22 protein-coding genes, 1 tRNA gene, 2 pseudogenes and 1 riboswitch are annotated in these 24077 nt (G+C 61.2%); of the genes and pseudogenes, 7 read left to right on the top strand and 18 right to left on the bottom strand.

Annotated elements, in window-relative coordinates; genetic code table 11:
* Positions 1 to 9: 9 nt before the first annotated feature.
* Both ACUN0G_RS05870 and ACUN0G_RS05875 read left to right on the top strand, forming a co-directional pair.
* Positions 10 to 1173, top strand: coding sequence for an MFS transporter (locus ACUN0G_RS05870; protein ID WP_445572887.1), 1164 nt, complete (start codon positions 10 to 12; stop codon positions 1171 to 1173).
* Entirely contained in the window at positions 1170 to 2363 is a 1194-nt protein-coding gene (locus ACUN0G_RS05875; RefSeq protein WP_445572888.1) for an MFS transporter, read from the top strand. Before ACUN0G_RS05870 ends, ACUN0G_RS05875 begins: the two co-directional genes overlap by 4 nt.
* Before the next feature lie 233 nt (positions 2364 to 2596).
* Here the strand turns inward: ACUN0G_RS05875 and ACUN0G_RS05880 are convergent.
* Both ACUN0G_RS05880 and ACUN0G_RS05885 read right to left on the bottom strand, forming a co-directional pair.
* Positions 2597 to 2785: pseudogene (locus tag ACUN0G_RS05880) on the bottom strand (BrnA antitoxin family protein); the annotation flags it as partial.
* Positions 2786 to 2823: 38 nt separating this feature from the next.
* A pseudogene (locus ACUN0G_RS05885) lies at positions 2824 to 2964 on the bottom strand (addiction module antidote protein); the annotation flags it as partial.
* Positions 2965 to 3405: 441 nt separating this feature from the next.
* Here ACUN0G_RS05885 and ACUN0G_RS05890 point away from each other — a divergent pair.
* Together ACUN0G_RS05890 and ACUN0G_RS05895 are read left to right on the top strand one after the other, a co-directional pair.
* Positions 3406 to 3645 carry a DUF6124 family protein gene (locus ACUN0G_RS05890; protein ID WP_063032677.1) on the top strand — a complete coding sequence of 80 codons (240 nt, stop codon included), beginning with the start codon at positions 3406 to 3408 and terminating at the stop codon, positions 3643 to 3645.
* Positions 3646 to 3725: 80 nt separating this feature from the next.
* Entirely contained in the window at positions 3726 to 4175 is a 450-nt protein-coding gene (locus tag ACUN0G_RS05895) for a GNAT family N-acetyltransferase (RefSeq protein ID WP_445572889.1), read from the top strand.
* A gap of 104 nt (positions 4176 to 4279) precedes the next feature.
* Here ACUN0G_RS05895 and ACUN0G_RS05900 read toward each other — a convergent pair.
* From ACUN0G_RS05900 to ACUN0G_RS05950, 11 genes are all read right to left on the bottom strand, one after another.
* Positions 4280 to 4353 (bottom strand) — tRNA-Gly (locus ACUN0G_RS05900).
* Between the two features lie 137 nt (positions 4354 to 4490).
* Positions 4491 to 5375: an alpha/beta fold hydrolase gene (locus ACUN0G_RS05905; protein ID WP_093200795.1), complete on the bottom strand. Its 885-nt coding sequence runs from the start codon at positions 5373 to 5375 to the stop codon at positions 4491 to 4493.
* A 305-nt stretch (positions 5376 to 5680) separates the two neighbouring features.
* Positions 5681 to 6373: a pseudouridine synthase gene (locus tag ACUN0G_RS05910; protein WP_445572890.1), complete on the bottom strand. Its 693-nt coding sequence runs from the start codon at positions 6371 to 6373 to the stop codon at positions 5681 to 5683.
* Entirely contained in the window at positions 6373 to 6585 is a 213-nt protein-coding gene (locus ACUN0G_RS05915) for a cysteine-rich CWC family protein (protein ID WP_445572891.1), read from the bottom strand. Before ACUN0G_RS05915 ends, ACUN0G_RS05910 begins: the two co-directional genes overlap by 1 nt.
* A 73-nt stretch (positions 6586 to 6658) precedes the next feature.
* Entirely contained in the window at positions 6659 to 10300 is a 3642-nt protein-coding gene (gene uca, locus ACUN0G_RS05920; protein WP_445572892.1) for an urea carboxylase, read from the bottom strand.
* A gap of 305 nt (positions 10301 to 10605) precedes the next feature.
* The gene (locus ACUN0G_RS05925; RefSeq protein ID WP_421524678.1) at positions 10606 to 11238 is read right to left on the bottom strand and encodes an urea amidolyase associated protein UAAP2; all 633 of its coding nucleotides are present in this window, start codon (positions 11236 to 11238) and stop codon (positions 10606 to 10608) included.
* A 9-nt stretch (positions 11239 to 11247) separates the two neighbouring features.
* Positions 11248 to 11973 (bottom strand): urea amidolyase associated protein UAAP1, encoded by a 726-nt coding sequence (locus ACUN0G_RS05930; protein WP_219272237.1) that lies wholly within the window; start codon positions 11971 to 11973, stop codon positions 11248 to 11250.
* Positions 11970 to 12734: an ABC transporter ATP-binding protein gene (locus ACUN0G_RS05935; RefSeq protein WP_445572893.1), complete on the bottom strand. Its 765-nt coding sequence runs from the start codon at positions 12732 to 12734 to the stop codon at positions 11970 to 11972. The genes ACUN0G_RS05930 and ACUN0G_RS05935 overlap by 4 nt, the downstream gene beginning before the upstream one ends.
* A complete protein-coding gene (locus tag ACUN0G_RS05940) occupies positions 12731 to 13546 on the bottom strand; it encodes an ABC transporter permease (RefSeq protein WP_017479272.1) in 816 nt (271 codons plus the stop codon). Before ACUN0G_RS05940 ends, ACUN0G_RS05935 begins: the two co-directional genes overlap by 4 nt.
* Before the next feature lie 12 nt (positions 13547 to 13558).
* Positions 13559 to 14626, bottom strand: a complete 1068-nt coding sequence (locus ACUN0G_RS05945; protein ID WP_445572894.1) for a putative urea ABC transporter substrate-binding protein — start codon at positions 14624 to 14626, stop codon at positions 13559 to 13561.
* A 61-nt stretch (positions 14627 to 14687) separates the two neighbouring features.
* A riboswitch (guanidine-I (ykkC/yxkD leader) is annotated at positions 14688 to 14788 on the bottom strand.
* 198 nt (positions 14789 to 14986) lie between these two features.
* Positions 14987 to 16609 (bottom strand): methyl-accepting chemotaxis protein, encoded by a 1623-nt coding sequence (locus ACUN0G_RS05950; RefSeq protein ID WP_445572895.1) that lies wholly within the window; start codon positions 16607 to 16609, stop codon positions 14987 to 14989.
* A gap of 304 nt (positions 16610 to 16913) precedes the next feature.
* On the opposite strand from ACUN0G_RS05950, the gene ACUN0G_RS05955 reads away from it, so the two are divergent.
* Together ACUN0G_RS05955 and ACUN0G_RS05960 are read left to right on the top strand one after the other, a co-directional pair.
* Positions 16914 to 17255 (top strand): hypothetical protein, encoded by a 342-nt coding sequence (locus ACUN0G_RS05955; RefSeq protein ID WP_445572896.1) that lies wholly within the window; start codon positions 16914 to 16916, stop codon positions 17253 to 17255.
* A 159-nt stretch (positions 17256 to 17414) separates the two neighbouring features.
* On the top strand, positions 17415 to 17849 hold the full coding sequence (locus ACUN0G_RS05960) for a DUF3757 domain-containing protein (RefSeq protein ID WP_445572897.1): 435 nt from the start codon (positions 17415 to 17417) through the stop codon (positions 17847 to 17849).
* 7 nt (positions 17850 to 17856) lie between these two features.
* Here ACUN0G_RS05960 and ACUN0G_RS05965 read toward each other — a convergent pair whose 3' ends face one another.
* A complete protein-coding gene (locus ACUN0G_RS05965; RefSeq protein ID WP_445575523.1) occupies positions 17857 to 18969 on the bottom strand; it encodes an enoyl-CoA hydratase/isomerase family protein in 1113 nt (370 codons plus the stop codon).
* 132 nt (positions 18970 to 19101) lie between these two features.
* Between ACUN0G_RS05965 and ung the strand changes: the two genes are divergently transcribed.
* Positions 19102 to 19794: a uracil-DNA glycosylase gene (ung, locus tag ACUN0G_RS05970; RefSeq protein WP_017479266.1), complete on the top strand. Its 693-nt coding sequence runs from the start codon at positions 19102 to 19104 to the stop codon at positions 19792 to 19794.
* A 140-nt stretch (positions 19795 to 19934) separates the two neighbouring features.
* Here ung and ACUN0G_RS05975 read toward each other — a convergent pair whose 3' ends face one another.
* The 4 genes from ACUN0G_RS05975 to ACUN0G_RS05990 form a co-directional block, all read right to left on the bottom strand.
* Positions 19935 to 20972 (bottom strand): AbrB family transcriptional regulator, encoded by a 1038-nt coding sequence (locus tag ACUN0G_RS05975; RefSeq protein ID WP_258344137.1) that lies wholly within the window; start codon positions 20970 to 20972, stop codon positions 19935 to 19937.
* Entirely contained in the window at positions 20965 to 22479 is a 1515-nt protein-coding gene (locus ACUN0G_RS05980) for a tripartite tricarboxylate transporter permease (RefSeq protein WP_445572898.1), read from the bottom strand. The genes ACUN0G_RS05975 and ACUN0G_RS05980 overlap by 8 nt, the downstream gene beginning before the upstream one ends.
* A gap of 1 nt (position 22480) precedes the next feature.
* Positions 22481 to 22939 (bottom strand): tripartite tricarboxylate transporter TctB family protein, encoded by a 459-nt coding sequence (locus ACUN0G_RS05985; protein ID WP_421524671.1) that lies wholly within the window; start codon positions 22937 to 22939, stop codon positions 22481 to 22483.
* A gap of 130 nt (positions 22940 to 23069) precedes the next feature.
* On the bottom strand, positions 23070 to 24056 hold the full coding sequence (locus tag ACUN0G_RS05990; protein WP_258344139.1) for a Bug family tripartite tricarboxylate transporter substrate binding protein: 987 nt from the start codon (positions 24054 to 24056) through the stop codon (positions 23070 to 23072).
* Between the last annotated feature and the right edge of the window lie 21 nt (positions 24057 to 24077).

The following is a 24077-nucleotide window of genomic DNA, read 5'->3' on the forward strand; positions in this document are numbered from 1 at the left end:
AGAGGTTTCATGAAACCGCGCCTGCATTGTGCCCGTCTTGCCCTGTTCCTGTGTGGCTGCGCGGCGTTTCTCAACCTCTACGCCACCCAGAGCATTTTGCAGACGCTTGCCGTCAACTTTGAAGTGAGCGCCAAGGCGGCTGGTTGGAGCATTACCGTCACCACCTTGGCGGTGGCGCTGACCGCGCCGTTTGTCAGCCGCCTGACCGGGCGGTTTGAGCAACGCACTGTGATCTCGGCTGCTGCGCTGTTGCTGGCGTTGCCGGCGCTGATGACTGCCTATGCCAGCAGTTTCGCCGAACTGCTGGTGTGGCGTTTTATCGAAGGCATGCTGATTCCGGTAGTGTTTGCCACCAGCGTGGCCTACATCGGCGATCGCTGGCGCGGCGGCACCGTGACCGAAGTCACCAGCCTCTACGTGGCCGGCACCGTGCTCGGCGGGTTTGCCGGGCGCTTCGTCACCGGGGTGATGACCGAGTATGTCGGCTGGCGTGAAGCCTTTGAGCTGTTGGCGGTGTTGAGCCTGATGGTGGGCGGGTTTATCCAGTTCCTGCTGCCGGACAATCCTCCCCGTGTTGCCCGACCTGCAACCACCTGGAGCGATGTACTCGGCACTCCGCTGCTGGCTGCCTACGCTGTAGGGTTTTGCGTGCTGTTCTCCCAAGTGGCGACCTTTACCTACGCGGGCCTTTACCTCAGCCAAGCCCCGTTCGACCTTGGCCCGGCGGCGCTGGGCACGATCTACATGGTGTTCCTGCTGGCCCTGGTGGTGATCCCCATTGCCGGGCGCCTGAGCAAATCCCGCCCGCAATCCGAACTGCTGACCGCCGCTGCGGTGCTTGGCGTTTGTGGCTCGGGCCTGACCTTGCTGCCGTCCCTGTGGTGCATCGTACTGGGCCTGGCCCTCAGCTCCACCGGCGTATTCCTCGCCCAGGCCGCCGCCAGCGCCTTCACCACCGCCACCGCCCGCCACAACAAGGCCGGCGCCGTGGGCCTGTACCTCACCTGCTATTACCTCGGAGGCAGCTTCGGCGCCATCGTCCCGGCGCTGATCTGGGGGCGCTGGGGCTGGACGGGATGCGTAGCGCTGATCATCGGTTTCCAGTTGCTGTCACTGCTGATCGCCCTGACGGGCTGGAAGCCCCTCCAACCTGAACTGAGCAAGACCTCATGAACGACGCCGTTGCCTTGCCCGTGCCCGAGACTTCCGCCCGCCGCCGTTCGTTGATCGCAGGCTGCAGCGCCCACGCCATTCATGATGGCCTGACCGATGTGATCTACGTGCTGCTGCCGATCTGGCAAGCGCAGTTCGGCCTGACCTACGCCCAGATCGGCCTGCTGCGTGGGGCGTACTCCGGGATGATGGCGGTGTTTCAACTCATGGCCAGCCGCGCCGCCAAATGCTGGGGACGCACGCCAATGCTGGTAGGCGGCACGGCGCTTGCCGGTGTTGCTTATCTGTTGGTGGGGCAGGCGACCGGGTTGGGCATGTTATTGCTGGCGCTGCTGTTGGGCGGGCTGGGGGCGAGTACTCAGCATCCGCTGGCTTCTTCAATGATCACCGATACCTACGAGAACGGTGGTGGGGTCAAGGAAGCGCTGTCTCAATACAACTTCTCCGGAGACATTGGCAAAACCCTGGTTCCCGGGTTGATTGGCCTGTTGCTGACCGTCATCAGTTGGCGCGCGAGCGTCACGCTGCTTGGATTGCTGGGGTTGGCGGCGGCGGGGTTGCTGTGGTGGCTGATCCCAGCGCAGGCAGCGGCGTCCACTTCCGGGAAAACCGCCAAGACACTGGTAGGAAGTGGCTCGGTCAGCGGCCTGCGTGCGCTGATCGTTACGGGCACTCTCGACAGTGCCGTGCGCATGGGCTTTCTCACGTTTTTGCCCTTTCTTCTGCAAGCTAAAGGCGCCGGCACTGCGGGCATAGGTCTCGCGCTGACCATGCTGTTTATCGGCGGCGCCTTCGGCAAACTGCTCTGCGGCTACCTCGGCGCACGCATCGGCATGATGAAAACCGTGTGGCTGACGGAGACCAGCACAGCGCTGTTGATCGTCGCGGCGGTGTACCTGCCGTTGAGCGGGTTGATGGTGATGTTGCCGGTGTTGGGGCTGGCGCTGAATGGCACGTCGTCGGTGCTTTACGGCGCGGTGCCGGACCTGGCCGGCGCGGGTAAACGCGAGCAGGCGTTTGCGGTTTTCTACACCGGCACCATCGGCGGCGGCGCACTGGCGCCGGTGCTGTTTGGCGGGCTGGGGGACTCGATGGGCGTGCCGGTGGCGGTGATGGTGTTGGCGGGGATGTTGTTGCTGACGTTGCCGTTGGCGTGGGTGGTGCAGCGGGGAGTGGTGCTCGAGAAATAGCCGTCTGTTCTGATGGTGAATTCAGTCCCTTGTGGGAGCTGTCGAGCCTTGGCGAGGCTGCGATGGGATCGCTGCGGTGTACCTGGCAGCCCGCGCCGCCTGCATCGCGGGCAAGCCCGGCTCCCACAGGGAGTGCATTCCAAATTGGGGAGTGCGCCGCTCTAATGTGGGAGTTGTCGAGCTTTAGCGAGGTTGCGATGGGCTTGCTTGAGTGCCACTAAAAATCACTGCCCATCCAGAGGAATTAGTGCTTGCCGCAGAAGGGTGTTGATCACCGTTTGATTTCCGGTCCCAGAGCTTTCAGCGCGTTTGCGGATAGCTTAAATCACTGCTTCATCCAGCATGATCGTTATCTGCTCCTTGCCCACTTTGCTGGCGATGGCACCACGTTTGCCGGTGCTGAAATCGTATGCGTCTTTCATGGTTCAAACTTGGAAATATGGAAGGTTTCTGCTTTTTTGCGAGTCTCGGTCACGTAGCTGACCGCTCTGAAAAATTCCCCATTGTCGCCGTCAGCCAAAACCTGAGAAACGTACTCGTTGATGGCTTCGTCAGTGTCCAGCAGTGTCGTCATATCAAATGCCGTAAGTGTTTGGTTCATGATCAATTCTTCGTGGCTGGTTTTTCACCCGTTGGTGCGATGAGGTTCCGGAGAATGATCTGAGTGAGGTGGCTAGTTCAAACGCTAGCGGCTGCTTTCTTGTTGCCAGAGATTACGGGCTTATTTGGGCGAGCAAGCAGTGATGAATCTTGCGGCTTTGCCTACACAACCATCAGAATCGTCCCGGTTGTACGCCTTGGGCGACCTCTTTAAGGTTCGTCAGCCGCTGCCCATCAGCGGTCGGGTTTAGTAGCCCGATTTGATCAACGGCGTATGGCTGTGCCATTTCTCAGACGTTTGAATGTCTGGTCTTTATGGTGGCTGTACGCGGGGCGCCTTTGGGCGCGCCGGTTTCGTTGATCAACCGGTCTACTAACCCGCGTATAGCCGCCACCCTTTGTTTAGTAGCTCTGGAAGGTGGTCCTAACCGAGGATCAACAGATGTGTACTGACTCGTATAACTCACCCGTAAGAATATTCAGCGTACGTCCCGAAATCGGCACCGATGCATTGCTCGCCAACGCCTACGAAACCATTGCCGGCGCTGGCGCAATGACCAACGAATTTGCCGATAACCTGCCAGACGAGCATCGCTGTTTGGCATTGGCAATTCAGCAAATGATTGAGCTGGGGCTTTTACTGGTAGAAGCCGTGCAGGACCGAGTGGATCGGGTTTCTTGATTCTATAAAAGGCTTTCCCTTCCAGGCCGCACATACCAAGGGAAGGGCAGCCGATTTTGACGTGTTGGGAGTCAGTACCGATGACCCGGAACAGCGAGACAAGCACAGCCCCGTCGACCCGAGAGGCAACATTTGAAGACGTGAGAGCAATGGTTGAACTCGACGCTTTCGCGAAATCGAATATCAGCCGTGGCGAGCTTATTCGCGAGGCCGTTGAGAGGCGTCAATGTCTGGTTGCAGTAGAGTCCGGCAGCGTCGTCGGTTATCTCGTACTTACCCACGATTTCTTCGGGAATGGCTTTGTTTCACTGGTGGTTATCTCTCCTGCACATCAGCGCAAAGGTATCGCGCTTCTGCTGCTTGTTGCCGCCGAATCCGCGTGTAAGACGGACAAGCTCTTCACCTCAACGAACCGCTCAAACGTCGCTTCACAGCAACTCATGTCCAAGGCTGGATTCTTGCGCAGTGGCGTTATTGAGAATCTGGATGAGGGTGATCCGGAGCTTGTCTATTTCAAGGTTGTTCGGTGATCGGCAGCCCTCTCAAATTTCGAGCATAAAAAAACCGGCCACCAAAGACCGGTTTTTTTACACATCCCCCGTCAAACCAGCCTGACGCAGGACCAAAATCTGAGTGGAGCGGGTAGAGGGAATCGAACCCTCATCTAAAGCTTGGGAAGCTTTCGTTCTACCACTAAACTATACCCGCTCAGAGCGGCTGACTTTGTACCAGATGTGCTCAAGGATTTGAAGTTTTTCTTCGAAAATTCTGTGTTTTACGTGCCAACGGTCGGTCGTGGGCAGGCGGATCCCCTGGAAAATCCAGCCCACCCACAACCCCACCGCTCATACGGCAAACGCATGCTGTGGCTGTGACGCGTGGTACCGCAACCGGCTTGGCTGCTGCTCCGGTCTCAAAAAGCCCATCAACGCCTCCCGGCTATCCCGGCACGCGGCCTTGTGCTCCATATCCAGAAAGTGCCCGGTCGCTTGAATCGTGCCGAAGCTGCTTTTCGCAATATGTTGCCCAAACAGCTTGGCATCCTGGGCGCTGGTGTACTCGTCCCATTCACCGTTCAAAAACAACACCGGTATATCAATCTGCTTCGCCGCCTTGAGGTAGCACAGCCGGTCGCTGTTGAGTACGTGGCTGATGTGAAAGTGCATCTGCCCATACTCATGCTCGGCCAGGCTGCTCACGTGTTTGTAGTTGAAGCGTTTGAACAGCGACGGCAGGTGTTTGCCGATGGTGCTGTTGACCAGGTGGCCCACGCGGTCGCGGTCGAGGTTGCCGAGGTAGTCGACGCCGCGCTCCAGGTAGTCGCGCATCGGGGCGTTGATTACCGGAGAGAACGAGCTGATCACGGCCTTTTCCACACGCCGCGGGCGGTGGGCGAGGGCGACGAGGGTCGCGGCGCCGCCCCAGGAAAAGGACAGCACGTGTTCGGCGGTGAAGTGGTCGATGAGCTCCAGAAGGATCTGGCCCTCGACTTCTTTCGTCAGCATATGCTCGTGGCGGTTGTGGATTTTTGAGCGACCGGCGTAGGGCTGGTCGTACAAAACTACGTTGAACGTCGGGTACAGGCTTTTCACGGTCTGGGCGAAAGACGCAGTGGTGGCCATTGAGCCGTTGACCAGAATGATGGTCTTGGCAGCTGCGTCCGCGCGATAGAACTCCGTGTAAACCCGATACTGACCCTGTATATCCAGCACAGCGATTTCTGGCCTCATGTCGTAAGACTCCTGGCAAGCGGGTAATGCGCGCAGATCACTCTGCACGAGCTTTGTGACAGGTAGGCATACGCCTGGAAGTGAGGGCCCATGTCGATCCGGTACTGGCTGGTCGACGGGTGTTGTTATGGCGGGCAATTTGCCGTGAGGTGCCCGCAGATCAAGCGTGCGGGCGGGCAAAGTGTTTCTTGTAGGTAGGGGTGACTCACCAGTCAGTTTGCGGCTGGCTGGGTTGATTCAAGCATCAGGGATGCCAGTTCGCCAGTCGACGGCGTGGTTTTTTGCCATCATCGGCTGAACGGTCATCAGACCTGTTGGATTTCAGCGTCCGTAAGCGCCCGGTACTGGCCTGGGGCAAGGGCTGAGTCCAATGCCAGTGGCCCCATGCGCTCGCGGTGCAGGCGGGTCACTTTGTTGTCGAAGTGCCCGAACATGCGCTTCACCTGGTGATAACGCCCTTCAATGATGCTCAGGCGCGCCGTTCTGGGGCCCAATAGCTCCAATTCGGCCGGCTGCGTGGTGAGGTCTTCAAACGCGAAGTACAGGCCGGCGGCGAAGGTGGCGGCGTATTCCGGACCAATGTCCTGCTCGGTCTCGACGTAGTAGACCTTGGGCAACTTGGTTTGCGGCTGGGTCAGGCGGCGCGACCACTGGCCGTCGTTGGTGATCAGCAGCAGGCCGGTGGTGTTGAAATCCAGGCGGCCGGCGATGTGCAACTCGTGCTTGTCCGGCTCATCCAACAGGTCGAGCACGGTGGGGTGTTGCGGGTCGGACGTGGCGCTGACGCAGCCCTGGGGTTTGTGCAGCATGAAGTAGCGCGCAGGTTTGCCCGCTTGCAGCACTTCGTCATCCAGTAGCACACGGCTGAACTCGCTCACCGGGTGATGCGGATCGCTGACGAATTGGCCATCGACGGTAATCCGCCGCTCCACCAGCAACAGGCGTACTTGCTTGCGGTTGAATCGGGGCAGGTTGCTGAGAAAACGGTCGACACGCATTACGTCGGCTCGGTGCCGCGCAGTTGTTCGTCCACCTGGGCGCAGCGCGGGCACAGGCAGGCCTTGTTGCGCAGTTCCGGCGGCAAGGCTTCAAGCACCGCAGGGTCGATGCTGACGCTGTAGCACCAACACGCGTGGTCGGCAGTGCGCGGGTCGGCCAGGGCGCAATCGTTGCGGGCGCCGCAGGCGGGGCAGAGGGTTGGCGTGGTCATCGGTCGGTTCAGGCTGTATCGGACAAGGTCCCGGTGAAACCCGGTGTGCCTTGCACGATACAGCCCCGAGGCGTTATTGCAAATCACGCTCCAGCACGACCACCCGTTGCCCGGCGCCAATGCCGCTGCCTGGCTGCACGGGAATTTCCCGCACGGTGCCAGCGAACGGCGCGAGTACCGGGATTTCCATTTTCATCGACTCCAGGATCACCAGCACATCACCCGCTTCCACGCGTTCACCCGCGCTCACCTGCACTTGCCAGAGATTGCCGGCGATGTGGCTGTCGATGCTGTATTCGTTGGCCTGCAACGGTGTGTCTTCGCCCAATGGCGCCGCGAGTTCCTCACTGTCGAAATGCGCCTGGCCGCTGGCGATCCAGCGTTCGCGTTCGGCGTTGAACGCGCGCTGTTGTTGCCCGCGAAACGCGCCAATGCTCTCAGCTTCCTGCGCGAGAAAGGCCTGGTAGTCCGTCAGGTTCAACTGGCTGTGTTCGATACTCAGTTCAAACCGCCCAAGGGGAAAATCCCGGCGTATCTGCACCAACTCATCGGCGCTCACCGGGTAAAAGCGGATCTGGTCGAAGAAGCGCAGCAACCACGGTTTGCCATCGAACGCGTCGACTTCCCGGTAGCGGTTCCACATCTGCAAGGTACGCCCGACGAACTGATACCCGCCGGGGCCTTCCATGCCGTACACGCACAGGTAGGCGCCACCGATGCCCACGGAGTTTTCGGCGGTCCAGGTGCGTGCCGGGTTGTACTTGGTGGTGACCAGGCGGTGGCGCGGGTCCAGCGGCGTGGCTACAGGCGCGCCGAGGTAGACGTCGCCCAGGCCCATCACCAGGTAGCTCGCGTCGAACACGGTGTGGCGCACTTCGTCGAGGTCGGTCAGGTCGTTGATGCGGCGGATGAACTCCAGGTTGCTCGGGCACCACGGGGCGTCCTTGCGCACGGTGGTCATGTATTTTTCGATGGCCAGTTGGCAGGCCGGATCGTCCCAGGAGAGTGGCAGGTGGACGATGCGCGACGGCACTTGCAGGTTTTGGCTGGCACAGACGGCGTGCCATTCGGTGGTGATCAACGCCAGGAGGTCGGCGAGGGGCAGTTGTTCGGGCTGGTAGTGGATTTGCAGGGAGCGGATGCCGGGTGTCAGGTCGATGACGCCGTGCAGGGCTCGGGTTTCGAAGGCTTGCATCAGGGCGTGGGCGCGAAAGCGCAGGACCAAGTCGAGTTCAGGGGCGCCGATTTCCAGGAGCAGGTGGGTGTCGCCAGCGAGGCGGGCGACCAGGCGGGTGTCGGCCTGGCCGATGTCCAGAACAACAGGCGACATGATCGTTCCCACGCTCTGCGTGGGAATGCATCCTGTGACGCTCTGCGTCATTGCTTCGACAGCGGGACGCGGAGCGTCCCAGGCGGCATTCCCACGCAGAGCGTGGGAACGATCCCATTTCAAGGCGAGGTCGCGGGCGGTCTTGATGTCGACGGGAGTGAAGCGGATTTTGTCACCCGCCTTGAGCTGGCCCAGCTGCCACAAGTCCGCCTCGATCACCGTCACCGGGCACACAAACCCACCCAGGCTCGGGCCGTCGGGGCCGAGGATCACCGGCATGTCTCCGGTAAAATCCACCGCTCCGATCGCATAAGGATTGTCGTGAATGTTGGACGGGTGCAATCCCGCCTCACCCCCATCCGTACGCGCCCATAATGGCTTCGGCCCGATCAACCTCACACCGGTACGGCTGGAGTTGAAATGCACTTCCCATTGGGTGGCAAAGAACGTCTCGATGTACTCAGGCTTGAAGTATTCCGGCGCGCCGTGAGGGCCGTAGATCACCCGCAGGGTTCGCACTTCGGCAAGCGGTTCAGGCACTAACGTGTTGCCGCAACTGACGTCTACCAACGGCAGCACGTGCAACACGTCACCCGCCCGCAGAGCCCGTCCGCCATGCCCACCAAACTGTCCTAACGTGAAGGTACTTTTGCTGCCCAGATAATCCGGAACCTGCAGCCCGCCGCGCAGGCAAAGGTAGCTGCGCGCACCGGCCCCGGCGATGGTGCCCAGGCTCAAGGTCGCACCCGCCGGCACCAGCAGCGCAGTGTTCATTGGCACCACTTCATCATTCAACCGCAGCGCAATGTCCGCCCCGGTCACCGCCACCACCGCCGCACAGTTGAAGCGCAACATTGGCCCGCTCATGGTGATTTCCAGCGCGGCAGAACCTTCGGCGTTGCCCAGCAGGCGGTTACCCAGACGCAGTGCGCGACTGTCCATCGGCCCCGACGGCGGCACGCCCACAGCCCAGTAACCGAGGCGCCCCGGATAGTCCTGAACACTGGTTTGCGTACCGGCGCTGAGTACCTCAAACGTATCTGCGCGGTAGACCAGATCCTCAAGGCAGCGTGTCCACGGCCGGCCATTGGCGAACGGTGCGGCGAGCAGGATCTGGCGCAGGTAGTCGCGATTGGTTTCCACGCCGTACAGCTGGCTGTTGCTCAACGCCTGATGCAGATCCAGGCGCGCCTGTTCGCGGCTCGGCGCCCAGGTGATGAGCTTGGCGATCATCGGGTCGAAATAGGGCGGGATCTCGCAACCGGCCTCCACCCAGGTGTCGATGCGCAGGCCTTCAGCAACCGGGAAATCCACACAGGTCAGAAGCCCCGGGCTCGGCTGAAAATCCCGGCCCGGGTCTTCAGCGTACAGGCGCGCCTGAATCGCGTGGCCGTGGGGCTTCAAGTCCAGCTCCCTCAGCGGCGGCATTTCTCCGGCGGCCAATTGCACCATCCAGCGCACCAGGTCCACGCCCCACACTTGCTCGGTGACGCCATGTTCCACCTGCAACCGGGTGTTCACTTCCAGAAAATAGAAGCGGCCATCGGCGCTATCAAAGATAAATTCCACGGTACCGGCGCTGCGATAGTTCACGGCCTTGGCCAGGGTGATTGCGGCGTGGCACAGCTCATCCGCCATCCCGTCGGGCAAGTTCGGCGCAGGGGTTTCCTCGAGCACTTTCTGGTTGCGCCGCTGCACCGAACAATCGCGCACACCGAGAGCAATCACCTCGCCACGGCCATCACCAAACACCTGCACTTCCAGGTGCCGGGCGTGCTGGATGTACTTTTCGATAAACACGCCGGCGTCGCTGAAGTTGTTCTGGCCGAGGCGTTTGACTGCCTCGAAACAGTCGCGCAATTCATCGGCGCTGTTGCACACGCGCATGCCGATACCGCCGCCGCCCGCCGTGCTCTTGAGCATGATCGGATAGCCCACGCTTTCGCCGGCCAGCAGTGCAGCGTCTAGGCTGTTGAGCAGCTCGGTGCCTTCCAGCAACGGGATGTCGTGCTGCCTGGCCAACGCGCGCGCGGTGTGCTTGAGGCCAAACACTCGCAGCTGCTCCGGCGTCGGGCCGACGAAGGCAATGCCCGCTGTTTCGCAGGCTTCGGCGAAGGCGGCGTTTTCCGAAAGAAAGCCATAGCCGGGATGGATCGCGGTGGCACCACAGGCCTTGGCCGTGGCGAGGATTTTCTCCACCGACAGATAGGTGCCGGGCGCCGCGCCTTCGCCCAGGCTGTAGGCCTCGTCGGCTTGCTGGATGTGCAGGCTGGCGGCATCGGCTTCGGAATACACCGCCACGCCCTTGACCGAAAGCTCGCGCAAGGTGCGCAGGATGCGGCAGGCGATGGCGCCACGGTTGGCGATCAACAGTTTTTCGAACATGGCAAAACCCCGCAGGCCGATGCATGCTCGGCCTTGTCCTGGGATGCGGGCCGTCCCGCAAATGTGGATGGCGCTGCGGTCGTCCGGAGCGCAAATTTCAACACCAATGGAGATCAACTGTGGGAGCCGGGCTTGCCCGCGACGGCGGTGTGTCAGTCACCCCATATGTTGGCTGATCCACCGCTATCGCAGGCAAGCCAGCTCCCACAGGTCATCTTCCACAGTTGATCTTCAGCGCTTTTTGAGGCACTGCCCGGCGCGAGCCTGGCACAGGGCGAATAACCACTGACGCAACCGCTTCATTTTCAGTTCCATACCAGTAACTCCGCCGGGGTGGGGTTGTAGCCGTTGCACGGGTTGTTCAGTTGCGGGCAGTTGGAGATCAGTACGATCACGTCCATCTCGGCCCGCAGGTCGACGTATTTGCCGGGGGCGGAAATACCGTCTTCAAACGTCAGCCCGCCCTCGGCGGTCACCGGCACGTTCATGAAGAAATTGATGTTCGGCCCAATGTCGCTTTTACCCAGCCGGCCATCGTGGGCGCAGGCCCGCAGGTAGTTGTCGCGGCAGCTGTGCATGTAGCGTTTTTCCAAGGCGTAGCGCACGGTGTTGCTCTCTTGGGCGCAGGCGCCGCCGAGGGTGTCGTGGCGCCCGCAGGTGTCGTCGACGATGGTCAGCATCGGCTGGCCGAGGTTGGAATACAGCACGCTGCCGGTGCTCAGGTACACGCTGTTTTGCCGGCGCAAGGTGCGCTGCACGTCGTAGCGTTCCTTGGGGTTTTTCAGGCTGTAGAACAGCGTGTCGACCGCCTGGTTGCCTTCAAGGTCAAGGATGCGCAAGGTCTGGCCAGCCTTGACTTCCATCAGCCAGGGTTCGCCCGCGGGGATGGTCGCGCGGTACACGGCTGCGTCCGGTTGGTTGGCGAGTGCGATAGACATGGCAGGTCCTCAGGCGAACAGACGGTCAGTGTTGATAAAGCCGCGCTCGTTTTCCGGGCGCGAGGTGCGGCAGTGTTCGGCGACGCTTGGGTCGGCGTTCATCCAGCTGAGTTTCAGCGGCTGCGGCGCGTATTCGGGGTTCGGGTCCATGGGGTGTTGCAGGGCGGTGAGCACCACCAGTGTGTCCATCGGTGCGTAGAGTTCGATGTAGTCGCCGGCCTTGGAATGACCTTCGGCAAAGTGCAGCGTGCCGGCGTCATCCACGGTGATTTTGCTGAACAGGTTGAGGGTCATCAGCAGGTCGGACAGCCCCAGGCCCCACTTGCCCAACTCCACCAGCAGGTTGTCGGTGCCGTTGCGGTAGAAGCCGTTGCGCAGCTCTTGATAGCGGCCTTTGCCGTATTTTTCCGCGACCTCGGAGGCGCATAACACGCCGCCGATGCTGTCACTCCAGCCGCAGGTGTCGGCGGTGATGGCGGCCAATACGCGGCCCATGTCCGAGTACAGGCAATGGCCACTGGTGAGCTTGGCGGTGTGTTGGCATTTGAGGCTGTCGGGCAGGTTAAGGCGCTCGGTTTTTTCATTGGCATTGAGCAGGGTCAGGCTGACGTTGGCGCCGCCGCGAATGTCGGTGAGGCGCAGCAGTTGGCCGCGCTTGAGCACGAAGGAGCGGTGGCCGCCGCCGGGGAGCATTTCCTCGGCGAAGGGTGGGAACAATTGAGTCGAGTCGGTCATTTGGAAGTGGCTCCAAGTTCGGCGGCGATCGCCTTGCGGCGCTCGCTGTTCAAAGGGATGTCGTAGGTGATGCGGGCGCCGTAAGCGCCGGGGGCGTGCGGGTCGAGGCGCACCTTGTCGAATACCAGCAAGCGGGTGCCGAGGCTGAAGCCTTCGCTCAGGTCGTGGGTGACCATGAACACCGTCAGCCTGGTTTCGCGCCACAGCTCCAGCAACAGCAGGTGCATGTCTTTGCGAATGCCCGGGTCGAGAGCGCCGAAGGGTTCGTCCAGCAGCAGCACGCGGGGCTTCGTGATCAGTGCCTGGGCGATGGCCAGCCGCTGTTGCATGCCGCCGGAAAGCTGTGCCGGGTATTTGTCCAGGGCATGGCCCAAACCGACTTTATGCAGCAGGGCTGCGGCCTGTTCCCGCGCCTGTTTTTTCGCGTTGCCGAACAGGCGCCCGAGCAACGGCGAGCGCGGCAATTCAAGGCCCAGCGCAACGTTGTTCAGCACCGTCAGATGCGGGAACACCGAGTAGCGCTGGAACACCACGCCACGGCTGGCGTCGGGTTCGGCGGCCAGAGGTTTACCGTCCAGCAGGATCTCGCCATGGCTGGCGCTTTCCTGCCCCAGCAACAGGCGCAGGAAGGTCGATTTGCCGCAACCCGAAGTGCCGACCAAGGTGCAGAATTCGCCTTCGGCCACGTGCAGGTTCAGGCGCTCCAACACCACCTGATCGCCATAACGCTGCCACACATTGTTGACGCTGATAAAGCTCATGCCCGTGCTCCTTCGTACCAGGGGAACGCGCGCCGGGTCAGGGCCTTGAGGCCCCAGTCCATCAGCCAGGCGAGGAGGGTGATCCACACCACGTAGGGCAGGATCACGTCCATCGCCAGGTAGCGGCGCACCAGGAAGATCCGGTAGCCCAAACCGTCGGTGGAGGCGATGGCTTCGGCCGCGATCAGGAACAGCCACGCCGAGCCCAGCATCAAACGCAGGGAGATCAGCAAGCGCGGCAGCAATTGCGGCAGCACCACCCGCAGCATCAGGGTCCAGGTCGAGGCGCCGAGGGTCTGCGCCTTCACCAGTAACTCGACGGGAATTTCCCGCGCCCGCTGTTCCAGGTCCCGCGCCAGGGCCGGAGTGATGCCGATCACGATCAGCATCACTTTTGACAATTCCCCCAGCCCGAACACGATGAACAGGATCGGCAGGATCGCCAGCGGCGGCACCATCGACAGCACCGTCAGCAAGGGCGACAACGGTGCGCCAAACAGCGGCAAGGTCCCGGCAGCGATGCCCAGGCACAGGCCGGCGAGGGCGCTGATACCAAGCCCTATCGCCAGGCGACGCAGGCTTGAGGCGCTGTCTTGCCACAGCACGTATTCACCGGTGCGGGCGTCGGCACTGAAGGCCAGGCGTTTCACCGCGTCGCCCATTTGTGCGGCGCTGGGCAGCAGCTTGTCGTTGGGGTTGTCTGCCAGGCGCTCGGCCGAGCCCACGAAGTAGGCGAACAGCAACAAAGCGAAGGGCAGCAGCACCAACAGCAGGCGACTGGAGCGTTCCGGGTGGCGGTTGATCAGGCGCATGGCCGGGTCCTCTTACAGCGTGCCGTCGGCGGCCATCTGTACGTAGCTGGGGTCGAAATGCAGCTTGAGGTTGGCGGTGTCGCCGCGGGTCACGCCGTTGGCGAAGCTCATGCCCACGGCGTTGGTGTCTTTGGCACCTTCACCGAGCAGGCCGTGTTTAAACGAGAACTCGGCGACCTTGCCCATGGTGGCGGGTAACTGCGCGCTGGTGGCGAAGGCCAGGGCTTCGTGGGGCGTGGCGAACAGCTTGGTGGTGTCCAGTTGCGACTGGAAGCCCTTGAGGTCGGTGCCGGAAGCCTTGGCCATGTGTGCCAGGGCGTCGGTGCTGGCGGCGTTTTTCGCGTTCATCAAGGCGACCACTTCAAACCAGGCACCGGTCAGCGCCTTGCCCAGCTTGGGGTTGTCTTTGAGGGTCTGGGTGTTGACCACCATCATGTCCATGATTTCGCCGGGCACTTTGCTGGAATCGAACACTTCAGTGACGCCGGGCTTGGCCTTGATCTCCGAGAGCATCGGATTCCAGGTGGTGACGGCCTTGACCTGGTCGGTGTTGAAGGCGGCGGCGATATCGGCGTCGGAGGTGTTGACCACTTTCAGGTCTTTTTCGGTGAGGTTGGCCGACTCCAGGGCACGGGCCAGCAGGTAGTGGGACACCGAGAGTTCCACCAGGTTGACGTTCATGCCCTTGAGGTCGGCGACGGTCTTACCGATGCCCTTGATGACCACACCATCGTTGCCGTTGGAGAAGTCGCTGACCACCAGTGCGGTGCTGTCCACGCCACCGGCGGCGGGGATGGTCAGGGCGTCCATGTTGGTCATGGTGCAGCCGTCGAACTGGCCGGCGGTGTACTGGTTGATGGATTCGACGTAGTCGTTGAGCTGCACCATGTCGATCTTGATGCCGTACTTCCTGGCCCACTTGTCGAGGATGCCTTGGCTGCCGGCGTACTCCCACGGCATCCAGCCGGCATAAATCGTCCAGCACACGCTGAAATGGTCTTTGGGGGCGGCTTGGGCGGAAAAGCTCACCACGGCGGCAAAGGCGGCGGCGAGCAGGGCGGGTAAACGTATCGAGGGCATGGATGCTTCTCCAGTTGATCAAGGGCGAGCAGGAGCAACGCGGCACCGTAAACGGTGGCTTGTCTCCCGGGCTTTTATCCCGCCGTGTAACCTCAACTGGAGGTCGCCAACTCTCGGACCAGCCACTCGCCTTAGCGAGCCGGAACCCTAGTCAGCCATTGCAAATTGTGGTGCCGCGAACCTGTGATGACTCTTGCACGGGAGAGGTAAAGCGAGAGTCGTGCCAAGTGAGAGATGGCGCGGATTTACAGGCCTGCCGACAGGCATGGAGGCGTGGCGCCGGGTGTTCATGCATTGCGCTGGTGCGTGGTTGCACTGCAATGAAGCGAACCCCCGGGCCCGATGGATCACCCGGTTTTTCTAGAGCTGGAACTTGGCCACCAGGGTATTGAACGAGGTGGCCAATCGCGACAGCTCCTGACTCGAGGCGTTGGTCTGGTGGGCGCCGGCAGCGGTCTGCGTCGACAGGTCCTGGATATTGAGCAGGTTGCGATCCACTTCCCGCGCCACCTGGGCTTGCTCTTCGGAGGCCGAGGCAATCACCAGGTTGCGTTCGTTGATCTTCGCCACGCTGTGGGTGATGCGCTGCAATGCTTCGCCCGCATTCTGCGCCATTGTCTGGGTGTTGTTGGCCCAGGTAAGGCTCTTGTTCATGGCCGTAACGGCGCCATCCGCCCCTAGCTGCACGGTGCCGATCATGTTTTCGATGTCGACGGTGGAAGATTGCGTGCGATGGGCCAACGCCCGGACTTCATCCGCCACGACGGCAAAGCCTCGGCCTTGCTCGCCGGCACGCGCCGCTTCAATCGCCGCATTGAGGGCCAGCAGATTGGTTTGGTCCGCAATGCCACGAATCACATCCACCACCTTGGCAATTTCCCGAACCTGGGCGGCCAGATCAACCACGGCCTGGGTGGAATCATTGATCTCACTGACCATCGAACTCATCCCGGACACGGCCTGGTCCACTTGCAGGCGGCCATCATCCGCTTCAGCAGTCGCCTGGCCAGAGGCCTCGGACGTAGACACCGCATTACGCGCTACCTCGTCCACCGCTGCGGTCATCTGGTTCACGGCGGTGGCGGCTTGCTGGATTTCGTCGTTCTGGCGGGTCAGGCTGCGAGTACTTTCGTCGGTCACCGCGCTCAGTTCTTCCGCTGCGGAGGCCAGTTGGTCAGAGGCGTTGGAAATTTCCAGCAAGGTACTTTTCAAGCCCCACTGCATGTCGGATAACGCCATCAGCAACTGCCCGGCTTCATCCTTGCGATCTGTGATGATGGCCTGCGTCAGGTTGCCCTGTGCGACACGTTGTGCGCTTTGCACCGCCTGGGCGAGGGGCTGGATGATGAGGCGGGTGATCAATAGGCCGATGGTGATCGCGACAATAAATGCCAGGACGATACCGCCGATCATCCATTGCAAGGCATCGCTACGCAAAACATCCGCCGCTTCTGCGCCTTCCTTGATCTGGCGATTATTGGAATCGACCATGATTTTGAGCAGGTCGCGGGACTGCCTGAATAGCGCATTGTTGTTGGTGTTGAGCAGTGCGCGCGCTTGATCGGCGTGACCGGCATCAATCATTGAAATAATTTGCCCGGAGCTGGCCACGTAGTTTGGCCAGACCTGGTCCAGGGTGTCTCCCGCCGCCCGCTCGTCGTCCTCGAGAGGCGTCGCGCGGTAAGTCGCATAGGCCGTTTGGCTGCGCTTTAACTCATTGGCGATGTCCTGGCGAACCCGGTCGAGGTCTTGTGAGGAAACACCGCCATTGCTGGCATCCAGCAAGCGATACAGACCCCGGTTGTGGGCAACAAGGCCGTTCAGGGTGGCATTGGTATTACTGACGGATACCAGATTGTTGGAGAAAGCTAAATCAAGGGCGGTTGCCAGCCGGCTGACCCCCTTGATACCCAATGTCCCCACTGCCAGCGTGATGAAGGCGCACAGTACGAACGAAAGCAGCAGTTTGGTTGAGAGTTTCATGGCTGAGATCCGATTTGATGACGATAGGATGACCGCACTAGAGCGTCCGTGCCATTGCGTGGAATCATAATGACATCATTCGGATTATTGAAGTTTCAATGCCGATTAAAATCCATCCAGGGAGTTGGTTTTCACGGCAGGGCTGTCATCGAGGCGAGGTAAGGGAAGGGATTTACATGTATCAAGCTATTACCAAATCGCACCAGATTCGCTTTTTGATGTCAGATATTTCGTCAGGCAGTGAAAGCTGTTTGCCGCCCCCCAGCGTCGCTGGGTGTGCTCTTCCGCGGTCCAGGAGGCCGCCATGTATCGTCGACTGCTTCTTATCGCTTTGCTCGGCTTGACCCTTTCTGCGTGCGCGCCTTATTACGGTGGCGGCCAGGCCTACTACGGTTCCGAGGTCTACACGGCGCCCGCGCCGGCGTATTACTACGGAGGCGGTCCTTATTATCATTACCGCCAGGGTTACTACCCGCCACCGCAGCGTTATTACCCGTCGCCGCGTTATTACCAGCCGGCGCCTCGCTATTACCCTGCGGGGCCGCGAGCCGGTTACCGGCCTTACCCCAATCAGGGTTGGGGCAACGGCCGCTGGGGTAATGGTGGCGGGCGTGGCCAGGGTGGAGGCCGTGGCGGGCATCGCTGATCGTATTAATTGGAAAAACGGCGCTCAGGCGCCGTTTTTGCTGACCGTTGGTCGGTACTGTCATATTTGACAGCTATTCTATGGGCTACGACTGTAGTTAATTGGGGGCGGACGCTATCTGGCGTGTTGTTTCCTGCATCGACTGGCGGAGCCCATACCATGCGAGTCAGCTCGCTTTACTTGTTCTTTTTTATTCTTTCAGGCTTCAGCACGTTGGCGGCGGCGCAGGGCTGTCCTTACCCGAGTACCGTGCGCTACGTTGATGGCCACTTTCAGGGAGCTGATAAAGAGTCCACTTGGGTAAGCCAGGCAATGAGCGGCCAAGACCTTGTGGAAACTTTTGTGGGCGCGATTTTTATCCCTCGGGAGTCGGGTGAGCGCAAACGTGGCTACCTGGAAAAGTGCATCTATAAAACCGTCCGCGGTAACACGGTTGCCTTGAGGTTCGGCCCGGCCCGGGGCGAGGGCACGATGTCGCTGGCTGAGACCACGCACTGGCAACCGGGTACTGATGTTTTCGGGCAACCCACATTCCAGTGCGAAGACCGTCAACCCGATAATTGTGCCTTCACGTTCGAGGCGGCAAAACGCTGACGGGCGTTCAATAGTCCGACAAGTCCGCCAGCGGATGCCGCCCTTCCCACACCTTGTGGAAGTGCGCCTGCACCACGGCCTCGGGGATCAAGTTGATATCCGGCCAATGCCAGTGGGGCCGTTGATCCTTGTCGATCAACCGCGCCCGCACGCCTTCGCTGAATTCCGGGTGACGGCAGCAGTTCAGGCTCAAGGTGTATTCCATCTGGAACACCTGGGCCAGGGACAGGTGCCGCGCCCGCTGGATCTGCTCCCATACCAGGTGTGCGGTCAGCGGGCAGCCTTCGCTCAGGGTCTTGCCGGCGCGGCTGAACAGCGGGTCGGTGTGGTCGCGCAACGGGCTCAAGGCGCGCCACGCGCAGCGCACATCGCCTACATCCAACCACTCGTCGATCTGCGCCCGGCGCGGCAGCCATTGGGCTTCGGGCAACTGACCGATGGCTTCCTGGGCCAGGGCCTTGAGCAGGCTGTTGAGTTGCATGTCGGTCTGTTCCTGCCAGTTCAGTTGCAGCAGGCCTTCGAGCAGCTCGTCTTGTTGTTCATCCAGCAGGAAGCGGTCGGCCAGGCCCAGGTCCAGGGCGTCGCGGCCATTCATGTGGGCGCCGGTCAGGCCGAGGAACAAACCCAACTTGCCGGGCAGGCGGGACAGGAACCAACTGGCGCCCACGTCCGGGTACAGGCCGATGCTTATTTCCGGCATGGCCAGGCGGCTGCTCGGGGTGACGATGCGCACCGCGGCACTTTGCAGCAAGCCCATGCCGCCGCCCAGCACATAGCCGTGACCCCAGCAGATCAGCGGTTTCGGGTAGGTGTGCAGGCGGTAGTCGAGACGGTATTCAGCGGCGAAAAATTGCGCGGCCAGCGCCGGGACTTCTCCGGGATGCTCGAGGCAGGCCTGGGCCAGGCTACGTACTTCGCCACCGGCGCAAAAGGCCTTGGGGCCATTGCCGCGCAGCAGCACGCAGACGATTTGCGGGTCTTTGGCCCAGGCGTCCAGGCGTTCGCTCAGGGCCTGGATCATCGGCAAGGACAGGGCGTTGAGGGATTTTTCCGCGTCCAGGCTGGCGATGCCAATGCGGGCGCCGCCGGTGCCAATCAGCTCTTCGAAGTGCAGGTTCATCATGACCTCAATCGAGAAAGTGAAGGTTCAGTATGATCGCTTCGCGGGAAAGTGCCGGTTCTGCGTCAGATCAATTGACAAGCAGGGTGGGCTTTCCTAGGGTTCGCACCATTGTTTTTTCTGGATGCAACCATGACCTCCGACGACCGTATCAAACTCGAACCCAGCTGGAAACACGCCCTGCGTGACGAGTTCGACCAGCCGTACATGGCCCAGCTGCGGGAATTCCTGCGCCAGGAGCACGCGGCCGGCAAGGAAATCTACCCGCCGGGCCCGATGATCTTCAACGCGCTCAACTCAACGCCGCTGGACAAGGTCAAGGTGGTGATCCTCGGCCAGGACCCCTACCACGGCCCGGGCCAGGCCCACGGCTTGTGCTTCTCGGTGCAGCCGGGCGTGCCAGCGCCGCCGTCGTTGGTCAATATCTACAAAGAACTCAAGCGCGACCTGAACATCGACATCCCCAACCACGGCTACCTGCAAAGCTGGGCTGACCAGGGCGTGTTGATGATCAACACCACCATGACCGTGGAGCGCGCGAATGCCAACGCCCATGCGGGCAAGGGTTGGCAGTTCTTTACCGATCGGATTATTGAAGTGGTGAGCGAGCATCAGCCGCACCTGGTGTTCTTGCTCTGGGGCGCCCACGCGCAGGGCAAGCAGAAGTTGATCGACGCCACCAAGCACCTGGTGCTGACGTCGGTGCATCCGTCGCCGCTGTCGGCGTATAGAGGGTTTATTGGTTGCGGACATTTCAGCCGCGCTAACAAGTTTCTTGAGCAGAATGGCGAGACGCCGATCGAGTGGCGATTGCCGCCGGTTTGACATAGATCCAATGTAGGAGCTGTCGAGCTTTAGCGAGGCTGCGAAGACGGCCGCACAGTCAGCATCAATGCCGCCTGACCCACCGCTATCGCAGCCTCGCTTAGGCTCGACAGCTCCCACAATTGAACGTCTCTTAGGCGTTAGATTTTGTCTGGTTGCCGGTTCCAATGCCGAAACAACGGCTCCGCCAGAAACAACACAAACAACAGGCGCATCACCTGCATCGCCGTTACCAATGGCACCGACAGTTGCAGGGTTTCTGCCGTCAGGCTCATCTCGGCGATCCCCCCGGGCATCATGCCCAGTGTCAGTGAGCGCAGATCCAGATGCGTCAGGGCACTCAAGCCCACCGCCGCCAGCGTCGCGATCAACATGGTCAATGCGGTACCGATCAAGGTACGCCCCATGAACAATGGCGCGCGCCGGAAGAACTGCCGGTTGAAGTGGCAACCCAGGCCGCTGCCGATCAGCCACTGGCCGATCTGGCTGCCACCGTCTGGCAGGCCGATGTGCAAGTCCCAGGTGATACTGACGGCGGCACTGACCAGCAGCGGCCCGAACAGCCAAGGGTTTGGTTGACGCAAACGCTGCCACCCCCAGGCTACCAAAGCACCGACGGGGAACAGCACCGCCAGCCAGGCCCAATCGACGGTCGCCGGATGAAACTGCGGAACACCTTCCCCCAGCAAGTACTTGAACGCCGCCGGCACACACAGCACCACCACCAACACCCGCAAACTCTGGCCTGCGGCAACGCGGCTGAGCACCGCGCCATTGCGTGCACCGAGGTTGACCATCTCCCCCGACCCGCCCGGCATGCTCGAGAAAAACGCCGTGGCGCGGTCTTCACCGCTACGGCGCATCAACCACACGCCCACAATGCTCGAGAGGCTGGTGACCAGTGCGCCGAAAAAGATCAGGCCGAAGTGGCTCATCACCTGTTCCATCACCACCGGGGTGAAGTGCAGGCCGATGCCGATGCCCACCACCCATTGGCCGCATTTGCGGCCGCCGGGAATTTCTGCCAGCTGCCAGGGTGTGAGGCAGCGCACGAGGATGATCGCCAGCAACGAGCCGACCATGTACGGCAGTGGCCAGCCGATCTGGCTGGCGAGGTACCCGCCCAGCAGACCGACCAGCGGTGTTGCCCACCAGTTTTTAAACGTGGCCTCAGACATCGGCCACGGCACGGCGCTGCAGGGAACGCTTGCGCCAGATGCGCACCAGCGGGAACAACAGCATCAAGGCCGTCAGTACCCATACGCCAAAGGTGATCGGGCTCGACCAGAGGATCTGCAGTTCACCGTTGGAAATCGACAGCGCACGACGCAGGTTCTGTTCCATCAAACCACCGAGGATAAAGCCCAGCAGCACCGGCGACAGCGGGAAATCCAGCTTGCGCAGGATGTAGCCGAAGATGCCGATGCCGACCATCAGGAACAGGTCGAAGGTGGTGGCGTGAACCGCGTACACACCGATTGCGGTGATGATGGCGATCACCGGCACCAGCGCCCAGTTCGGCACGGCAAGGATGCGGGTGAAGATGCGGATCATCGGGATGTTGAGGATCACCAGCATGATGTTGGCGATAAACAACGAGGCGATCAGGCCCCAGACGATGTCCGGTTGCTGTTGGAACAGCAGTGGGCCGGGGGTGATGTTGTACAGCGACAGCGCGCCGATCATCACCGCCGTGGTGCCCGAACCGGGTACGCCGAGGGTGAGCATCGGCACCAGGGCGCCGCAGGCGGAAGCACCGATTGCGGTTTCCGGCGCTGCCAGGCCGCGCATGTCGCCCTGGCCGAATTTACCGCTGGCACCGGCCAGGCGTTTTTCGGTCATGTAGGCCACGGCGGAGGCCAGTGTTGCACCCGCGCCCGGCAATACGCCCATGATAAAGCCCAACAGGCCGCAGCGAATATTTACGACGAATACTGCGCAAGCTTCCTTCAGGTTAAACATCATCCGTCCGGTAGCTTTCACCGCTTCCTGGCCCCGGTGGGTTTTTTCCAGCAGCAACAGGATTTCGCTGATGGAGAACAGGCCCAGCACCAGCACCACGAATTGGATACCGTCGGTCAGGTGGATGTTATCGCCGGTGAAGCGGTACACACCGCTGTTGGCATCGATACCCACCGCAGACAGAAACAGGCCGATCAACGCCGCGACAAAGGTCTTCAGCGGTTTGTCACCGGCCATGCCGCCCAGGCAGACGATGGCAAACACCATCAGTACGAAATACTCCGCCGGGCCGAAGGCAATCGCCCATTTGGCCAGCAGCGGGGCGAACAGCACCATGCCGCAGGTGGCGATAAACGCACCGATGAACGAACTCCACGCCGACAGCGACAACGCAACGCCCGCCAGGCCTTTACGGGCCATCGGGTAGCCGTCGAGGGTGGTCATCACGGTGGAGGCTTCACCCGGGATGTTCAGCAGAATCGAGCTGATGCGCCCGCCGTATTCGCAGCCCAGGTACACGGCCGCCAACAGGATCAAGGCCGACTCAGGCGGCAGCCCGAGGGCAAATGCGATGGGGATCAACAGCGCCACGCCGTTGATCGGCCCGAGGCCCGGCAACAGGCCAACGACGGTGCCGATCAAGGTGCCGCACAGCGCGGTGATGAGGTTGTAAGGGGTCAGTGCAACGCCGAAGCCCTGGCCCAAATAGCTGAACGTATCCATATCAGTTCTCCAGAACTTCAAGCAGGCCGAGCGGCAGCGGTACATCCATGGCTTTGTCGAACAACAGGTAAAGACCGATGCTCATCAAGGTCACGATCACCACGCTGGGCTTCCAGCGGCCGCCATACAAGCGGGCCATCGGAATGCCGATCAGCATGCTGCTGAGGATGAAACCCAGGGATTCGAAGGTGCCGGCAAACACCAGCAGCAACGCGACACAGAGGCCGATCTTGATCAGGGTCTGGCGGTCCAGCGCGGGCTCTTCTTCAGTGTGCTGGGTGGGCTGTGGGCGAAACAGCATGTAGATCAGCCCCAGGCCCATCAGCCCGAGCATCAACAGCGGGTAGGCCCGAGGCCCTACCGGCTCGTAGGAAAACGACGCCTGATAAGGCCAGGCCATCAGTGCGAGGCCGGCGCAGACCAACAACATCACTGAGGCGAAAATGCGTTGTAAGAGCATGGGAAACTCCTTGGAGACTCTTGTAGGCGCGAGCTTGCTCACGAAGAACGCCAGGACGTCGCGTTTATACAGGCAGCACGCGTCATCGTTGAAGTTTTTCGCGAGCAAGCCCGCTCCCACAGAGGGGCGATTACTGGATCAGGCCGAACTCTTTGGCCAGTACTTTGTAGTCAGCCACCTGTTTCTTCACGTAGGTGTCCAGCTCCGGGCCGGTCATGGCGAACGGGAACAGCTCGCGCTGGTCACGCAGCTTGGCGAACTCGTCGGAAGCCAGCAGTTTGTCGAAGGCATCCTTCCACCAGGCGTAGTCTTCGTCGCTGACTTTTGGCCCAAGGTAGAAGCCACGTACCACCGGCCAGACGATGTCGTAGCCTTGTTCCTTGGCGGTCGGAATGTTCTTCATTTCCGGCTCGTCCAGGCGCTCGTCGGAGAACACCGCCAGCAGGCGCATGTCGCCGCTGAGGATGTGCGGCATGGAGTCGGAGATGTCGGTGCTGCCCACCTGGATGTGGCCGCCGAGCAACGCGGTGGCGATTTCGCCGCCGCCTTCCAGTGCCACATAACGCAGGTCACGCGGGTTGATCCCGGCGGCCTTGGCGATCAGTGCGGTTTGCATCCAGTCCTGGCTGCCGACGGTGCCGCCGGAACCGATGACCACGCTGCCTGGATCTTTCTTCAGGGCCTTGACCAGGTCGTCGAGGTTTTTGTAGGGCGAATCGTTTTTTACCGCGATGGCGCCGTAGCTGGTACCGACGGCCGCGAGCCAGCGCACGGCGCTTTCATCGAAGCGGCCAAACTTGCCCTGGGCCAGGTTCAGCAGCGAGCCGCTGGACCACGCCACCAGCGTGCCGGCGTCGGCCGGGCGCTGGGCCACGACGGCGTTATAGGCCACCGCGCCCACGCCGCCAGGCATGTAGGTCACGCGCATCGGCTTGCTCAGCAGCTTCTGGTTGACCAGCGCGCTTTGCGCCAGTTTGCAGGTCAGGTCAAAACCACCGCCCGGGGACGCCGGGGCGATGCATTCCGGGCGCTTGGGTTCGGCGGCCATCAATTGGCTGGCGAACAGCATGCAGCTGGCCGTCAGGGCAAATTTACGCAGCGAAAGGGTCATGTTCATCTCCATCGTTGTTGTTATGAG

It is taken from the genome of Pseudomonas sp. 32A (genome assembly GCF_052682255.1).

Excerpts from the sequence above, each read along its gene's own strand:
- ACUN0G_RS05870 (WP_445572887.1), top strand. The coding sequence starts at position 10 with ATGAAACCGCGCCTGCATTGTGCCCGTCTTGCCCTGTTCCTGTGTGGC.
- ACUN0G_RS05875 (WP_445572888.1), top strand. The coding sequence starts at position 1,170 with ATGAACGACGCCGTTGCCTTGCCCGTGCCCGAGACTTCCGCCCGCCGC.
- ACUN0G_RS05890 (WP_063032677.1), top strand. The coding sequence starts at position 3,406 with ATGTGTACTGACTCGTATAACTCACCCGTAAGAATATTCAGCGTACGT.
- ACUN0G_RS05895 (WP_445572889.1), top strand. The coding sequence starts at position 3,726 with ATGACCCGGAACAGCGAGACAAGCACAGCCCCGTCGACCCGAGAGGCA.
- ACUN0G_RS05905 (WP_093200795.1), bottom strand. The coding sequence starts at position 5,375 with ATGAGGCCAGAAATCGCTGTGCTGGATATACAGGGTCAGTATCGGGTT.
- ACUN0G_RS05910 (WP_445572890.1), bottom strand. The coding sequence starts at position 6,373 with ATGCGTGTCGACCGTTTTCTCAGCAACCTGCCCCGATTCAACCGCAAG.
- ACUN0G_RS05915 (WP_445572891.1), bottom strand. The coding sequence starts at position 6,585 with ATGACCACGCCAACCCTCTGCCCCGCCTGCGGCGCCCGCAACGATTGC.
- uca (WP_445572892.1), bottom strand. The coding sequence starts at position 10,300 with ATGTTCGAAAAACTGTTGATCGCCAACCGTGGCGCCATCGCCTGCCGC.
- ACUN0G_RS05925 (WP_421524678.1), bottom strand. The coding sequence starts at position 11,238 with ATGTCTATCGCACTCGCCAACCAACCGGACGCAGCCGTGTACCGCGCG.
- ACUN0G_RS05930 (WP_219272237.1), bottom strand. The coding sequence starts at position 11,973 with ATGACCGACTCGACTCAATTGTTCCCACCCTTCGCCGAGGAAATGCTC.
- ACUN0G_RS05935 (WP_445572893.1), bottom strand. The coding sequence starts at position 12,734 with ATGAGCTTTATCAGCGTCAACAATGTGTGGCAGCGTTATGGCGATCAG.
- ACUN0G_RS05940 (WP_017479272.1), bottom strand. The coding sequence starts at position 13,546 with ATGCGCCTGATCAACCGCCACCCGGAACGCTCCAGTCGCCTGCTGTTG.
- ACUN0G_RS05945 (WP_445572894.1), bottom strand. The coding sequence starts at position 14,626 with ATGCCCTCGATACGTTTACCCGCCCTGCTCGCCGCCGCCTTTGCCGCC.
- ACUN0G_RS05950 (WP_445572895.1), bottom strand. The coding sequence starts at position 16,609 with ATGAAACTCTCAACCAAACTGCTGCTTTCGTTCGTACTGTGCGCCTTC.
- ACUN0G_RS05955 (WP_445572896.1), top strand. The coding sequence starts at position 16,914 with ATGTATCGTCGACTGCTTCTTATCGCTTTGCTCGGCTTGACCCTTTCT.
- ACUN0G_RS05960 (WP_445572897.1), top strand. The coding sequence starts at position 17,415 with ATGCGAGTCAGCTCGCTTTACTTGTTCTTTTTTATTCTTTCAGGCTTC.
- ACUN0G_RS05965 (WP_445575523.1), bottom strand. The coding sequence starts at position 18,969 with ATGAACCTGCACTTCGAAGAGCTGATTGGCACCGGCGGCGCCCGCATT.
- ung (WP_017479266.1), top strand. The coding sequence starts at position 19,102 with ATGACCTCCGACGACCGTATCAAACTCGAACCCAGCTGGAAACACGCC.
- ACUN0G_RS05975 (WP_258344137.1), bottom strand. The coding sequence starts at position 20,972 with ATGTCTGAGGCCACGTTTAAAAACTGGTGGGCAACACCGCTGGTCGGT.
- ACUN0G_RS05980 (WP_445572898.1), bottom strand. The coding sequence starts at position 22,479 with ATGGATACGTTCAGCTATTTGGGCCAGGGCTTCGGCGTTGCACTGACC.
- ACUN0G_RS05985 (WP_421524671.1), bottom strand. The coding sequence starts at position 22,939 with ATGCTCTTACAACGCATTTTCGCCTCAGTGATGTTGTTGGTCTGCGCC.
- ACUN0G_RS05990 (WP_258344139.1), bottom strand. The coding sequence starts at position 24,056 with ATGAACATGACCCTTTCGCTGCGTAAATTTGCCCTGACGGCCAGCTGC.